The 12,930-nt window shown below is 69.0% G+C and carries 11 protein-coding genes and 1 pseudogene; 3 read left to right on the top strand and 9 right to left on the bottom strand.

The features are described 5' to 3' along the window. Positions 1-31 precede the first annotated feature (31 nt). The 4 genes from ACGFMM_RS31025 to ACGFMM_RS31010 all read right to left on the bottom strand — a co-directional run bounded on the left by ACGFMM_RS31025 (position 32) and on the right by ACGFMM_RS31010 (position 5,828). Complete coding sequence (locus ACGFMM_RS31025; RefSeq protein WP_393649800.1) at positions 32-1,114, bottom strand: hydrogenase expression protein HypE; 1,083 nt, start codon at positions 1,112-1,114, stop codon at positions 32-34. A 56-nt stretch (positions 1,115-1,170) separates the two neighbouring features. Then, complete coding sequence (locus tag ACGFMM_RS31020) at positions 1,171-2,871, bottom strand: hydrogenase maturation protein (protein WP_393649799.1); 1,701 nt, start codon at positions 2,869-2,871, stop codon at positions 1,171-1,173. 477 nt (positions 2,872-3,348) lie between these two features. Continuing rightward, positions 3,349-4,713, bottom strand: coding sequence for a DUF5685 family protein (locus ACGFMM_RS31015; RefSeq protein ID WP_393649798.1), 1,365 nt, complete (start codon positions 4,711-4,713; stop codon positions 3,349-3,351). A gap of 326 nt (positions 4,714-5,039) precedes the next feature. Continuing rightward, entirely contained in the window at positions 5,040-5,828 is a 789-nt protein-coding gene (locus ACGFMM_RS31010; RefSeq protein WP_393649797.1) for an alpha/beta fold hydrolase, read from the bottom strand. 62 nt (positions 5,829-5,890) lie between these two features. Between ACGFMM_RS31010 and ACGFMM_RS31005 the strand changes: the two genes are divergently transcribed. Further along, positions 5,891-6,187 carry a hypothetical protein gene (locus ACGFMM_RS31005; RefSeq protein WP_393649796.1) on the top strand — a complete coding sequence of 99 codons (297 nt, stop codon included), beginning with the start codon at positions 5,891-5,893 and terminating at the stop codon, positions 6,185-6,187. 22 nt (positions 6,188-6,209) lie between these two features. Here ACGFMM_RS31005 and ACGFMM_RS31000 read toward each other — a convergent pair. Beyond that, positions 6,210-6,326: pseudogene (locus ACGFMM_RS31000) on the bottom strand (IS5/IS1182 family transposase); the annotation flags it as partial. A 37-nt stretch (positions 6,327-6,363) separates the two neighbouring features. Continuing rightward, positions 6,364-6,633: a hypothetical protein gene (locus tag ACGFMM_RS30995; RefSeq protein ID WP_393649795.1), complete on the bottom strand. Its 270-nt coding sequence runs from the start codon at positions 6,631-6,633 to the stop codon at positions 6,364-6,366. A gap of 666 nt (positions 6,634-7,299) precedes the next feature. Here ACGFMM_RS30995 and ACGFMM_RS30990 point away from each other — a divergent pair. Then, entirely contained in the window at positions 7,300-8,046 is a 747-nt protein-coding gene (locus ACGFMM_RS30990) for a phosphotransferase family protein (protein ID WP_393649794.1), read from the top strand. A 447-nt stretch (positions 8,047-8,493) separates the two neighbouring features. Here the strand turns inward: ACGFMM_RS30990 and ACGFMM_RS30985 are convergent, their stop codons facing one another. After that, positions 8,494-8,664, bottom strand: a complete 171-nt coding sequence (locus tag ACGFMM_RS30985) for a hypothetical protein (RefSeq protein WP_393649793.1) — start codon at positions 8,662-8,664, stop codon at positions 8,494-8,496. Between the two features lie 356 nt (positions 8,665-9,020). Between ACGFMM_RS30985 and ACGFMM_RS30980 the strand changes: the two genes are divergently transcribed. Next, entirely contained in the window at positions 9,021-9,434 is a 414-nt protein-coding gene (locus ACGFMM_RS30980; RefSeq protein WP_393649792.1) for a hypothetical protein, read from the top strand. Between the two features lie 108 nt (positions 9,435-9,542). Here the strand turns inward: ACGFMM_RS30980 and ACGFMM_RS30975 are convergent, their stop codons facing one another. After that, the gene (locus ACGFMM_RS30975; RefSeq protein ID WP_393649791.1) at positions 9,543-9,911 is read right to left on the bottom strand and encodes a hypothetical protein; all 369 of its coding nucleotides are present in this window, start codon (positions 9,909-9,911) and stop codon (positions 9,543-9,545) included. Positions 9,912-10,047: 136 nt separating this feature from the next. Next, positions 10,048-12,864, bottom strand: a complete 2,817-nt coding sequence (locus tag ACGFMM_RS30970) for an aminotransferase class III-fold pyridoxal phosphate-dependent enzyme (protein WP_393649790.1) — start codon at positions 12,862-12,864, stop codon at positions 10,048-10,050. Positions 12,865-12,930: the final 66 nt, after the last annotated feature.

Below are 12,930 nucleotides of genomic sequence, written 5' to 3'. Positions count from 1 at the left end.
TGGGTCTAGCGGGGTGCGGGCTGCCTCACGGTCACCAGGGCGGCCGGTAGCCGGTGGTGATGCGCTCGCCGGTGTGCCGCCACTTCGGCTCCTTGTCCACGGTCTTGGCCGTGATGTTCCGCAGCCGGCGAATGACGGAGCCGTACACGCCGCTGGCGGTGCTGGAGACCTTGCCGCCGGGAGGTTCGTCCATGAACGGCATGAACTTGTCCGGGAATCCGGGCATGGTGCACGCGATGCAGATGCCGCCGACGTTCGGACAGCCTCCGACGCCGTTGATCCAGCCGCGCTTGGGGACGTTGCACTTGACGACAGGTCCCCAGCAGCCCAGCTTGACCAGGCACTTGGGCGAGTCGTAGGTCGAGGCGAACTCGCCCTGCTCGTAGTAGCCGGCGCGGTCGCAGCCCTCGTGCACGGTCGCCCCGAACAGCCAGGTGGGACGGAGCTTGTCGTCCAGCGGGATCATGGGCGCGGAGCCGACCGCCTGGTAGAGCAGATACGTCAGTGTCTCCGCGAAGTTGTCCGGCTGGATGGGGCAACCAGGCACGCACACGATGGGGATGCCTGCCTGGGACTTCCAGTCCCAGCCCAGATAGTCGGGCACGCCCATCGCGCCGGTCGGGTTCCCCGCCATGGCGTGGATGCCGCCGTACGTGGCGCAGGTGCCGATCGCGACCACCGCGAGGGCCTTGGGAGCCAGCCGGTCGATCCATTCGCTCGTGGTGATGGGCTGGCCGGTCTCCGGGTCGTCGCCGAAGCCGCACCAGTAGCCCTCCTGCTTGATGGCCTCGTTCGGGATCGATCCCTCGACCACCAGCACGAACGGGTCGATCTCGCCCCGCTCCCCCTTGAAGAACCACTCGATGAACGTGTCTGCGCCGCCCACCGGACCGCACTCGAAGTCGATCAGCGGCCAGTGGACCGCGATCCTGGGCAGCCCCGGCAGCCCCGCGAGGGCGATCTCCTCGATGCTGGGCTGCATGGCGGCGGTCAGGGCCACCGAGTCGCCGTCGCAGCTCAGACCCGCGTTGATCCAGAGAATGTGGATCGGCTTCTCTTCGCTGCCGGGTGCGGCACCCTGGTCCTCGACCGGGGCCGCCTTTACTGCGCTCATGAGTCGCCTCCTGAGGAGGGGTGGGGCAAAGGCCTCATTTCGGGCCTAGGTCTTGATTAACAGTCGTCCGATCCGCCCGCGCCCGCACCTGGGCCGTCCGGGGACGGCGCCCGGAGAGCCTCCTTCCGGACGAAGGACCGACGCAGCGCGTGGTAGCTCGCGGCGGGATCGTCGAAGATCGACCGCATCCGGGAGAGCTCGTGCTCCCGGTGGGCCGCAAGGGGAGCGACGGACTCCCGGCGCTCGTGCTCCGCCTTCTTCGCCGCGATCCGCTGCTGGAGTCCGCGACTGCTTGCCAGGTGGAGGGCCAACCGGGTGATCTCGGCGGCGAACTCCCCCGGTCCGCATTCGACGACCCGGTCGACCAGCCCCATGTCGAGCGATTGCGCCGCGGACACCGGGCGGGCCTCTTCGGTGAGGCGTGCGGCCAGGGCCTCGCCCACCTTCCCCGGCAGGGTGCGGGTCCAGTACTCCGATCCGTACAGGCCCATGCGCCGGTAGTGCGGATTGAGCACCGACCCCGAACGGCACCAGACCTCGTCGGCGGCGAGGGCGAGCATCACCCCGCCGGCGGCGGCGTTGCCGCCGATCGCGCTCACGACGAGGCGGTCGGTCGTGGTGAGAACCGCCTCGACCAGGTCGTTCATGGCATTGATGTTGGCCCAGGACTCGACGGCCGGGTCGGCGGCGGCCTCGATGACGTTCAGATGGATGCCGTTGGAGAAGAAGTCGCGCTGCCCGCCGAGTACCAGGACGGATGTGGGGCGCGTCCGGGCGGTCTCGTACGCGTCCAGCAGGCGACGGCACTGGTCGGTGCTCATCGCCCCACCGGGGAACGCGAAGGACAGCACGCCGACCGGTCCCTGCTCGCGATACCGGATGTCGGACCAGCTCCGACATCCTGGCGCCGGGTCGGTCGGCGCCGGCAGTTCGGGGAGCTCCGGCAACCGGCCCGCGAGGGCCACGGTGGCGGGGAGCTTGCAGGCACGCGGCCTGCCGGGGCCGGTACGGGCGCGGATCTCGGGGATCCACACCGCGCCGTCCACGGTCGCGCGGCAGACCGCGCCCGCCCGGGTGGCCAGCAGTGCACCGGGCCGCCCGCGCAGACCGTCCTCCGGGTGACCGCCGTGCAGGAACCACTCGGCGCCGAGCAGCCGGTCCGGTACACCGGGCTGCGAGTCGGCGGCCCTCAGGGCCCGCAGAACGGTCTCGGTGGTGTCCTCGTCCCACGAGATCCGACGCTCCTCCTGGCGCAGAGCGGGACGGGCGCGGATCTCGCCGGTCTGCGGCCGCGGTGTCGCCTCTGCGGCGACCCTCTCGACGGCGAGGAGCACGGCGGCCACGGCGGCGTCGGACAGTTCGTTGCGGTACAGATCGCTCTTGCCGACCTCCGGAACACGGAACGTCGCGGACGCCCAGACGTCGCCCGCGTCCATCGCCTCGTCGGCCTGGAGGACGGTGACGCCCCACTCCTCGACCCCGTCGTGGATCGCGTGGTCCAACGAGGACGGGCCCCGGTCGCCCACGGGCCCCGGGTGCACGATCAGGCAACGGTGCGCCGTCCACACATCGCGGGGTACGACGGCCTTCAGCATGGGGGCCACGACCAGATCAGGCGCGTGGCACGCCACGGCCTCGCGCACGGCAGCCCCATCGGGGGTGACCTCTACGGGAACGGTGTGCCCGCGGTCGCGCAGCTCGACCAGGATGCGCTGGGTGAGGCTGTTGAAGCTGCTGGCGACGAGCAGGATCCGCATGGGCGGCCTTTCCGGGTTCCGGCCGGGTTCCGGTGGACGGTGCGGCCCTGGGAATCGCGGTCCCCTGGGTATCGCGGTCCGTCAACCGCCTGCGATCATCGGACAGCGCGAGCCGGGCAGCGGGGTGGCGGAGCCCGCACCTCACCCGTTCGAGGCGGGTGTCCGACCGATTGGCGGGCTGACGGCCGCGGTACGGCGGTGCGGGAGGCGCGACGCACCCCGGACGATGCCCCCTTCAGCCACCGCCCGGGCTGACGCGATACCGAGCACGAAGAGTCACCCCGTACGGGGCGTGCCCGTCATGAGCCGAGGCTGGTTCCACGGCACATGGGAGGCGGCCGGCGCGCATCCGACCTTCGCCCTTGCCCGTCGGGCGCGTCGCTGCGGGCGTCGCTGCGCAAGAAGCGGAGGATCCGCCTCGCAGCCGGGCGGTCCGGCACGGCGCGGACCGCCTGGCTCAACTACCAGCCGGCTCGGTCAATCGCAGCAATCGCAGCACTTGCACGGATTGCAGCAGCCGTCGCCACCACAGCAGCCGTCACCCGAGCCCCCGGAACCACGATCGCCGCCCGAGCCACCGGAGGAGCCGCCCGAGTTGCCGCCGCCCTGGCCGCCGGACCATCCGTCACCCCCGGAACCGTCCCTGCCGGAACCGTCCCGGCTCGACGAGCCGCTGCTGCGGTTGCCGTCGCCGAACTGCACGGGCTCACCGTCATCCTGCCCGGGGTCGTCGTCGCAGCGGCAGCAGTTGTAGCACAACCTGCAATCGCCGCACAGCCGACCCCACTCGCCGCACCGCCGGCACTGTCCCTCCGGCGGCCGGCCCGACGCCTGCGCCGCGCCTTCGGGGGCCGCGCCCGCGAGCGCTCCGACGCCGCACGTCGCGCCGGTACCGGTCTGCGCCGGCGTTGCCTCCGCCGTACGGCGCCCCAGCCAGGGCAGCATGCGCAGGCCCCGCGCCTGGTGGCGGTGCTCATGGTGACGATGCCGAGGCGAGAAGACCCGGTCGACGGCACGCTCCAACTCACCGCCCAAAAGCGCATGTACCAGCCGACCGTCGACGAACTCGGCCTCCGACAGAGCAAGTCGGATCCCGTGGACGGCGTCGTCGCAGAGCCGGCGCACCTCGGCACGGTCCGTGCCGGTCACGGCGATCGGGTTCCACGCGCCGGACGCCTCGTCAGCGTCCAGGTCCTCCACCGCGTCCAGTAGATGAGCCAGCCGCCCGAACAGACGGCCGGCCTCCGCCAGCGGTTCGAGGTTGCCCGGCCGGTCGGTGAGCACCGCTGTGTAAGAGAAGGCGGCGGCGGTCGCCGTCTCCGTGGGCTCCGTGACCGTCAGCAGTGAGCCACCAGGACCGGTCAGTCGCTCGATCTCCGGCTGGCGCTCCACCGCCTCGAGCAGCACCGCGGTGTCGAAGCCGAGCCGTTCGCCGCCGGCGGCGCCCGCACGGTCCCAGCCGCGCGCGATCCGGCGCGCCGCCGCCTTCACCGGACGGCGCCCCAACAGGCCGTCGCCGTCGGCCACATGATCGCGTACCTTCGCCGCGGCCAGCACCAGCGACACCGTCGCCGCCAGTCGCGCGCCCTCGCCCTGCGCCACGTCCGCCGACCGCATCCCGCGCAGCGGGCACGGACCGGCGCCGCGCCGCCAGTCGCCGGTACGCTCCGACTGCGCTTCGGTCAGAACGGACACGATCAGGCCGTCGTAGTTGGTGGCCACCCTCGCGAACTGCCCGTACTCGCTGCGCAACGCCAGGCACAGACCGCACAGATGTGCCATCCACTCGGTACGCATACCCTCGCCCAGGCGATGACGGCAAGGCCTGATGATTCCGAACACCGAACTCTCCCCCGTACACAGACATCTACCCGGCACATGGCCGGATGGACGGCTCACTGCCGCATGACCACGCGGGACGTCAACCGCAGGTGACGCCGACGCGCGGCCGTCATCCTAAATGGTCCGTGAGGAGGGGAGCGCGGCCGGGCACTGCGGCACGAAAGCGTACGGTGCCTCCTCGGGCCGGCCCGCCCGCGCCACGGCCGAGGTGCTCGGGCATGTCCATCCATGGCGTTCCCGCCCGGTAAGGGAACGCCACCCTGGGCATCAGCCGACGACGCACCAGACCGACGTTCAGAGCACATGATCCGAACGAACACAGCACCCTAGGCGTGCGCGCGGCAGAAGGCGCGAACTGCCGCCGTGAAGGCCTCCGGCGCCTCCAGGTTGCTCACGTGCCCCACTGAGGGGATCACCACCAGCTCGGCGTGCGGGATCGCCTCCTGGAAGGCGTGGGCGACGTCCAATGGGGAGCGGGCGTCGTGCTCGCCCCACAGGAGAAGGGTCGGCGCCGTGATCCGGGGCAGCAGGTCCGTCTCGTCGGCCTCGGCCATCAGGGAGAGCTGCGCGGCCATGGACTCCGGCCGGACGTCCCGGCTCATGGCGTCCAGCAGCTCCGCGAAACGCTCCGGCGGGCCGGCGGCGAAGAGCCCAGGCAGTGTCGGGTCGAACTCCTCCCGCGGCGCAGCGAGCATCCGCCGTGCCCCCTCGACCCGCGCCCTGACCTCCTCGGGCGGCAGCGAGCCCTTCCAGCCGGCGTACGTGTCCACCATCAGCAGCGACCGCACCAGGTCCGGCCGCCACCGGTACAGCTCCAGGACCACCGTCCCGCCCCAGGACAGGCCCGCGACCTGGGCGGGCCCGAGCCCCACGTCCTCGATCACCGCGGCGAGAGCGCGCGCGAAGTCCGCGAGCCCGAAGCCCGCCGGCAGCGCGCCGGACCGCCCGGACCCCGGCTCGTCCCAGGCCACCACCGTGAACTCGTCCGCCAGCGCTTCGACTTGCGGCTGCCACATCCGCCCGTCGATCCCGGCCCCGTGAACGAGGACCACGACCGGCCCCCGCCCCTTCCGCGTATAGGCGACGTCGACGCCGCCGACCCGCACCACTGCCATACCTTCAGGGTAATCCTGTGTCAGGCGAAGCCGCTCGTGACAGCGTCTGGCACCATCGGCCGATGGACCTTTCCAAGGAACTGGCAGGCTGGACGGACTCCGATGGTGCGGCGTACTACGTGGGAAGGGCGCTCGGCATCTTCGCCGAGCATCAAGGCTTCACCTCTCTGAAGTGGGTCTTCTGGAGTGTCAACCCGGTGGGCCGGACTCTGCACGAGATCCTGCTCCAGCTCGTGGCCGCCGGCGTCCTGGAGCAGGACAAGGACCAGGACCGGTTCAGGTGGGCCGGCGACGTGACGGGAGTTCTGGAGGCCGCCCGCTGGGGGCCGCCCGGCGGTTCGGATCCGAACCGCGCCTAAACGACGGGAAGTCGTGCGGCAGATCGGGCGTGTCCTGCGTTCCGCCGCCCTGCGGTTGCACCTTCGACGGCGGGATCAGCGGCTTCGCGATCTCCCACAACCCGTCCGGAACAATCCAACTCCCCGTACCCCGCCGCACGCCGGGTTGAAAGACGCCTCACCGAATAAGACACGGTCTAAGGGGTGTTGCCAATCCGGCGCAGCGTCGCTTCGCCTTGTTCCTCGGAGATTTCGTAGGCCTCGAAAATACTCGGCCCGAGTTCCTCTTCATGGAGGTCTTCAGGGATCGCAACCTCTCGAACTCTGAGCCCCCCATGAGCCGTCGTCGGGTCAGGAATCGGGGACGCTTCGTCGCCCGACTCTCCGAGGAGTACCGCTCCGCAGATGTTTCCTTCGTCATCCGTGAAGACCGCAAGGGACGGATTTCCCGGTGCGTCAGCGGCCATGACGTCTCCTAGATTCCGTGCACTGTGAATTGCACCGAGGTGTCATTCGGGTTGTATACGTCTGCCCCGAAAGCCCACTCGTTGACCCTCTCCAGTCGCACGGCTTGGTTCATTACGAACAAAGGCTTCTGAATTTGGTCCGTGGACCCTATCGGGCGTGCTTGGATGGAGGTGTTGCGCCACTCACCCGCACCGATGAACACCCAGACAGGAACCGTATCCTTGGCTCCCACCCAATAAGGGTGGTGGTCCATATCCCATCCCATGAGACTCCTCCTGGAAATCGGGACAGAAGGTATGGGCAGCGGCCCTCCCCGGTCATAAGCCAGGGTATACGCGGGGTATTTGGACAGGCTGCCGTATTCATCATGCCACCGGGCCCTCTCGGCCGCATGCGCAGGGGTGTCGGATCGGCACCCTTCGACAATTTCCTCACCGGCCGCCAAGAGGGCATCTGATCTCGGTAGTTGGTGACCGGTTGTTGACCAGGTCAAGCCCACAACTCTTGTTAGGAGTCCTAAGCGGGCACTGATCAACGTTCATGTGGCTGTGTGCGGGATGCCCGGTCGCGCACGAGGCTGTCGGGCAGCGGGACGCGGTCGGCTGCGTCATCGCATGCGATAAGTCCGGCGACTTCGACGATCACCTCCGGGATACTGGTCGCCCATGGATGAGGTCAAAGTCGTCGTCGCTCATTCCGAGCGCGCGACCCTGCGCGTCGGCGACATGTTCCTGAAGGTGGACGCCGATCAGGCGCGTATCGACGTCGAGGTCGAGGCGATGTCGCTCGCGCCGGTCCCGACCCCGGAGGTCCTGTGGCGCAAGCCGCCCGTGCTCGCGGTCGCCGCGGTCCCGGGGACGACGCTCGGGCGCCTCGGCCGGCCGTCGACCGGGTCGCCGGCGGCGTGGGCCGCGGCGGGCGCCGCCATCCGGAAGCTGCACGACGCGCCGCTGCCGCCCCGCCCCGGCCGGGCCGGCCGGAGCTTCGTCGCGCTGGCGGCGGAACTCGACGACGAGTGCGAGTTGCTCGTGACGAACGGCCTCCTGCCCGTCGACCTGGTCACCCGCAACCGCCGGGTCGCCGAGGCCGCGCTCCGGCCCTGGACTCCGGCGTTCACGCACGGCGACTTACAGATCGCGCACGTCTTCGTCGACGGCGACGAGGTGACGGGCATTATCGACTGGTCAGAGGCAGGCCAGGGTGATGCTCTGTACGACCTCGCCACCTTCACGCTCGGACACGAGGAGCACCTCAACGACGTCCTCGCCGGCTATGGCACCGACATCGACCTCGACGTGATCCGCGCGTGGTGGTCGTTGCGAAGCCTGCTGGCAGTTCGCTGGCTGATCGAGCACGGCTTCGACCCGTTCGCGCCAGGTTGTGAGGTCGACGTGCTGAGATCCCGGGTGTGAGGCTGCGCGGGCCCGATGCTACGTATGTCTTCCGACGCATCGAGCAGGCCGTCCCCTCGGCGATCGCCCGCCACGCGAATGCGCACGCGGCGGAACCGGTGCAGCAGCGCAATCGCTCCTTCCACGACCCAGCGGTAACGCACAGGCCAGAGCCGCGCTCGATGCTGCGCCGAGCGATGTGCGGGGTGATCTGGAACCGGCGGACCTTGTTCCGGTAGACCTCGTGGTGATGGCCGCGGTCGGCGTACAGGTGCTTCTGGGCCCCCACGATCGTGGACTCGACAGCGACCGGCCAGTCTTTGAGGATGCGCCTGACGCATGACCTGGTTCCGAACCTCACCGGCCAGGCCGGATGGTGAAGCGCGAGAACCGTGCGGTGTGTGCGTTCGCGGAGCGGTCACTGTGACCGCTCCGCGAACGGGACTGGGCGGGGCGCGGTTGAGCTTCCTAGGCGAGGACCTGGTTGACGAAGGTGACGATCGCTGCTGCGGATTCCTTGAGGAATCCGAGTCCGTCGTTGACGCTACCGGCTGGTGCGGCGTGGGCGGTGGCTGCTGTGGTCAGGACGATGACGGCGGAGGATGTCAGGGTCGCGGCCAGGCGCTTGATCGAGTTCATGACCGAAGAACGACGATCTACGTTTGCGGTTCGCTGCTGTTGCGGCCAACTCACCCAAAGGATGGCGCTGCTTCACCTGTGCTGTTCTCGCCGGCCGCTGGCTCACCTGCCCTGAGGCCACCCCGTTCGGGCGACACCGCCGTCGAATCACGGCCGCAGAGTCACTGCTACTCAACTTGATTGGGTGATGTCGTGTGGCGTGGGCCATCGGTCACCTGCGCCGGTGACCGCCGACCCACATGGGCTGGCCCTCGGTGTGCATACTGTGACCGGCAGAGGGGCCGTCGTCCGACCGAACGGCGATGGGGTGGGGCCGATAGGCCACGGGCCGGGCCGGACGATCAAGGAGACCAGCGATGGATGTCAAGGAAAGCTGGCGCCGCTACGGGCTTCGCCCCGTCGGCGCGGACCTCGACGAGATCCGTGCGCTCCTCAGAGAGCACACGGCGCGTGAGCGGCGCGCCCAGGGCGCGGGCGACACCGAGCTGATGAGGCTCTGCTGCTTCCAGCTGTTCAACAGCGGCGACCTCGACGACGTGCTCCTGATCTGGAGTGCGAAGCAAGCCAGCTTCGACGCAGCGTGCTCGATCGACATCGAATTCCTGCTTGGGCACGGGCTCGACGCGACGAAGGCTCACCTCTCGGCCAACCGTGCACCTTCTGCGACGGCGGCACTGGATCGACTGCGCGAGCTCGAGGCAGACGGTGAATTCGAGGGCTTCTCAGTGGAGGAGCGCTCCGCCGTGTACGACCGGTACTACGTCGACTGACGAATCTGCAGCGCCGGTCAGTCGTCCGTGTGAGGCCGGTGCCCGCAAGGCAGCTGTCGACGAAATGCGGGCACGGGTGGCCCGTTGGGCCAGATGCGATTCTGCCCCTTACTGTTCCTCGTCCATACGGATGGCACGCCGCAGTTCGTCAGCCGCCTCGTGGCTCGTTCCCTCTCGCTGCTCCAGCAGCGCCGCGGCGATCGCGTCCAGCTTCCGCTGCACGGCGTGCGCGTCACGCCGTTCGGTGTTCTTCAGCAGGGCGAGCAACAGGAGGTTGACCGACGTCATGACATCTCCGGCGAAGATCAGCCAGGACAACGGCGGGTGCACGAAGTGCAGGGCGATCGTGCCGAGGACCAGGAGCACGCACAGCACGTAGAACAGCGGGGAGCTGGTGACGTTCGACGCCCGATCCGCAAACGCGGCGAACCGGTCGCGTCCGGCGCCGCCCCGCTCGGCGGGATGATCAGTGGTCATGCCCGCCATGATCCCTGGACATGACCCATCGCCTCGGGACCATGGCGCGGCGGGCGCGCCTCGGCGCTTCCGCCGCCAGTACTCGTCCGCCCCGCCCCGACGTGCATGGCGGCCTCCTGGGCCGCGCCAGCGCTGCTCAAGTGGTGAAGAAGCCGTCTTCGTTCATTTCCTCGATGCTGCGTGCGAAGGCGTGGGAGACCTGTTGGAGGTCTTCCGTGGTGTGCGCGGCGCTGAGCATCATCGTGTGCAGTTCGGGGACGTAGACCCCGTGTTTGCGCATGTAGTAGGAAAGAGCGAGGTTTGCTTTGAAGTTCGATCCGGTCAGCCGGTCTCTGATGAGTTGCGGGGTGGCGTGGTCGAAGGTGATCGAGAAGATCGAATGTGCGGCTGTGACCTTGCAGGGGATTCCGCCGGCGGCTGCATGTGCGGTCAGGTTCTGTGACAGCCACTCCGTCTTGCGCTGGAGTTCGTCGTAGAGGCCGGGGTGTGATTTCAGGTGGGCGAGTACGGCGGCCCCCGCGGCGGCGGTGATGGAGTTTCCGCTCATGGTTCCGCCCACGAAGGCTCGCGTCTCGATGTCGACGTAGGGGTCGCCTGTGGTGCGGGCGATGTCGATGACGTCGGGTCGTCCGGCTACGGCTCCGCACGGCAGGCCACCCCCGATGATCTTGCCGAGGCAGGTCAGGTCCGGCCTGACGCCGGCGAGGTGCTGGGCGCCTCCGAAGTGCACGCGGAATCCGGTGATCACCTCGTCGTAGATCACCAGGATGTTCTCGCGTGCGCAGACGTCCCGGAGTTGCCGGAGGAAGTCGCGGTCGAACGCTGCCGTCGTCACGGGCATGGGTTCGAGGATGACGCACGCCAGTGTCTTCGCATGGGCGGCGATGCGGTCCAGCGAGCCCGGGTCGCCGTATTGCAGGACGAGTGTCTCCTCCACCAGGGTGCGTTGCATGCCGGCCGAGTTCGCGACCGGGTTCGGGCAGCGAACGTCGCCGCTGTAGCGGAACAGGGAGCTCACCAGGCTCTGGTCGGAGAACCCGTGGTAGTGGCCTTCGAACTTGGCCACGCGTTGCCGGCCCGTGTATGCGCGGGCCATTCTCAGCGCCATCTGGACGGCTTCTGTTCCCGAGTTGCCCAGGATGACTTTGGTGTCCGTGTCGAACGCCTGGGAGATCAGCTCTGCCAGACGCAACTCCGCAGGGTTTCCCAAGGCATTGACCGAGCCGCGGGCGGCGGCTTCGTGGATGGCCTGGACCGTGCCGGGATGACCGTAACCGAGGATGTGCGGCCCGTAGCCGCACGAGAGGTCGATGTATTCGTTGCCGTCGAGATCGTGAATGCGGGCGCCTGACGCCTTCGTGACGACGAGGGGGAAAGCGCTGGGCAGTCCGTAGCGGTCAAGGTGGGTGGGCGCGACCAGGTAGCGGGCGGCGTCATTGCGGGCGGCGAGGGAGCGGGGGCTCAGACCGCCGATCTCGTGCTCGAACCTCTCGCGCACCTCGTCGCTCATGTAGGGCGAGAAGAGGTCGGTGAAGCGTCGGGCGTTCCGGTAGAGGTTGATGTCCGGATCGGTCTGCGTCACGAAGCCCTCGCCCGTGAGCAGGGACAGCGACAGCAGCGAGAACCGGGTGGAGGCCCGGGCGCCGTAGCCGTACAGCAGGCGGGTCGCTTCGTCGAAGAACGTCATGGTGGACCAGCGTGAGGTCTCCGCCTGGAAGTGGCGCCGCAGAATGGCTGCCAGCCCTTCCGCGTACTCCTCATGGCGCGGCAGCAGCACCTCGGGGTTGGCCACGAAGGTGCGGACGAAGCGCTCCGTGGCTGTCTCCCACTGCCCGCGGATGCATGCGTAGTAGAAGGCGGACAGGTTCCACTTGTCGTCCGCGGACAGGGTTCCCACGAGACCGAAGTCGAGCAGGACGATCTGACCGTCGGGGCGGAACAGGATGTTTCCGGGATGCGGGTCGACGTGGAACCGGCCGTGGAAGAACACCATGCTGTAGAAGACGTCCTGGAGACGGCGTGCCAGGGACGACCGGGAGTGGCCGGCCCGGGACGGGTTCATGCCGGGGACGCCGTCGACGTATTCCATGACCAGGACATCGCTCGTGCACAGGTCGTCGTAGGTGCGGGGAACGTGCAGGAATGGATGGTCGCGGAAGTTCCATGCCACGTCGTTCTGCCGGGCGGCTTCTTGGCGCATGTCGCACTGGCCTGCCAGCAGGGGCCGCAACTCGGCGAAATGACCGGGAAGGTCATACCGACGCAGCGGTGGGTAGAGGGCGTGCGCGACCGCGAGGAGCGCTTTCAAGGCTCGTGTGCCGGCATCCAGCCGTTGCCTGACGCCGCTTTTGACGACCTTTACGGCGACGTCGGTACCGCCCTTGAGTACGGCGCGGTGCACTTGTGCAACAGAGCCCACGGCGACCGGCTGCCAGTCGAAGGACTCGAAGGCCGCTGTGACGGGAACGGGAAGCCCGCGGTCCATCGTCTTGCGCAGTTCCGCTTCCGGCATGGGCGGCAGTTCGGAGAAGAAGGTACGGAACTCCCCGGCTGCCGCGGAGGAGAGGAGTCCGGACTGCGTACCCAGAACCTGCCCCGCCTTCATGTACAGGGGTCCCATACGCAGCAGGTAGCCGCGCAGCAAGGCAGCGAGACGGAGACGCGGATCCGGGCGGCCGGGGTGGACGACCCGGTCCAGGGCCCACCGGAGCGCGAAGCAGGACGTCCACCACAGGAGCCGTCCCGCCTCCACCGCCGCACCGGCGGCCCGGCGCAGGCTGGACACGCGGGCCCGGCGGCGTGCGGCTGCCTGGGGCACGAGGCCGTCGGGAGGTCTGAGGCCTGCCCGGTCCGATGTCCCGAGGGCGGGTGTTCCCAGGGCGGGTGTCTCCGCCGAGCCGCCGGCCGCCGTCTCTGCGGCGGGCGACAGCGCGGGGGGAATCCGGTAGGCCACGACGGCTCCTGCTCCTCTGCGGGCTCCGCGGTCGGCGTTGCCATGTGGGAGCGGGTGTCGGGTGTC

The sequence above is a fragment of the Streptomyces sp. NPDC048604 genome (genome assembly GCF_043199435.1).
Taxonomy (GTDB): Bacteria; Actinomycetota; Actinomycetes; order Streptomycetales; family Streptomycetaceae; genus Streptomyces.
Note: the sequence above shows the minus strand (reverse complement) of the source record. Positions and strands in the feature narration are given on the sequence as shown.

What these genes read in the sequence shown, in the direction of transcription:
- ACGFMM_RS30990 (WP_393649794.1), top strand. Translation starts at nt 7,300, where the DNA reads ATGGATGAGGTCAAAGTCGTCGTCGCTCATTCCGAGCGCGCGACCCTG.
- ACGFMM_RS30975 (WP_393649791.1), bottom strand. Translation starts at nt 9,911, where the DNA reads ATGACCACTGATCATCCCGCCGAGCGGGGCGGCGCCGGACGCGACCGG.
- ACGFMM_RS30980 (WP_393649792.1), top strand. Translation starts at nt 9,021, where the DNA reads ATGGATGTCAAGGAAAGCTGGCGCCGCTACGGGCTTCGCCCCGTCGGC.
- ACGFMM_RS30985 (WP_393649793.1), bottom strand. Translation starts at nt 8,664, where the DNA reads ATGAACTCGATCAAGCGCCTGGCCGCGACCCTGACATCCTCCGCCGTC.
- ACGFMM_RS31020 (WP_393649799.1), bottom strand. Translation starts at nt 2,871, where the DNA reads ATGCGGATCCTGCTCGTCGCCAGCAGCTTCAACAGCCTCACCCAGCGC.
- ACGFMM_RS30995 (WP_393649795.1), bottom strand. Translation starts at nt 6,633, where the DNA reads ATGGCCGCTGACGCACCGGGAAATCCGTCCCTTGCGGTCTTCACGGAT.
- ACGFMM_RS31025 (WP_393649800.1), bottom strand. Translation starts at nt 1,114, where the DNA reads ATGAGCGCAGTAAAGGCGGCCCCGGTCGAGGACCAGGGTGCCGCACCC.
- ACGFMM_RS31005 (WP_393649796.1), top strand. Translation starts at nt 5,891, where the DNA reads ATGGACCTTTCCAAGGAACTGGCAGGCTGGACGGACTCCGATGGTGCG.
- ACGFMM_RS31010 (WP_393649797.1), bottom strand. Translation starts at nt 5,828, where the DNA reads ATGGCAGTGGTGCGGGTCGGCGGCGTCGACGTCGCCTATACGCGGAAG.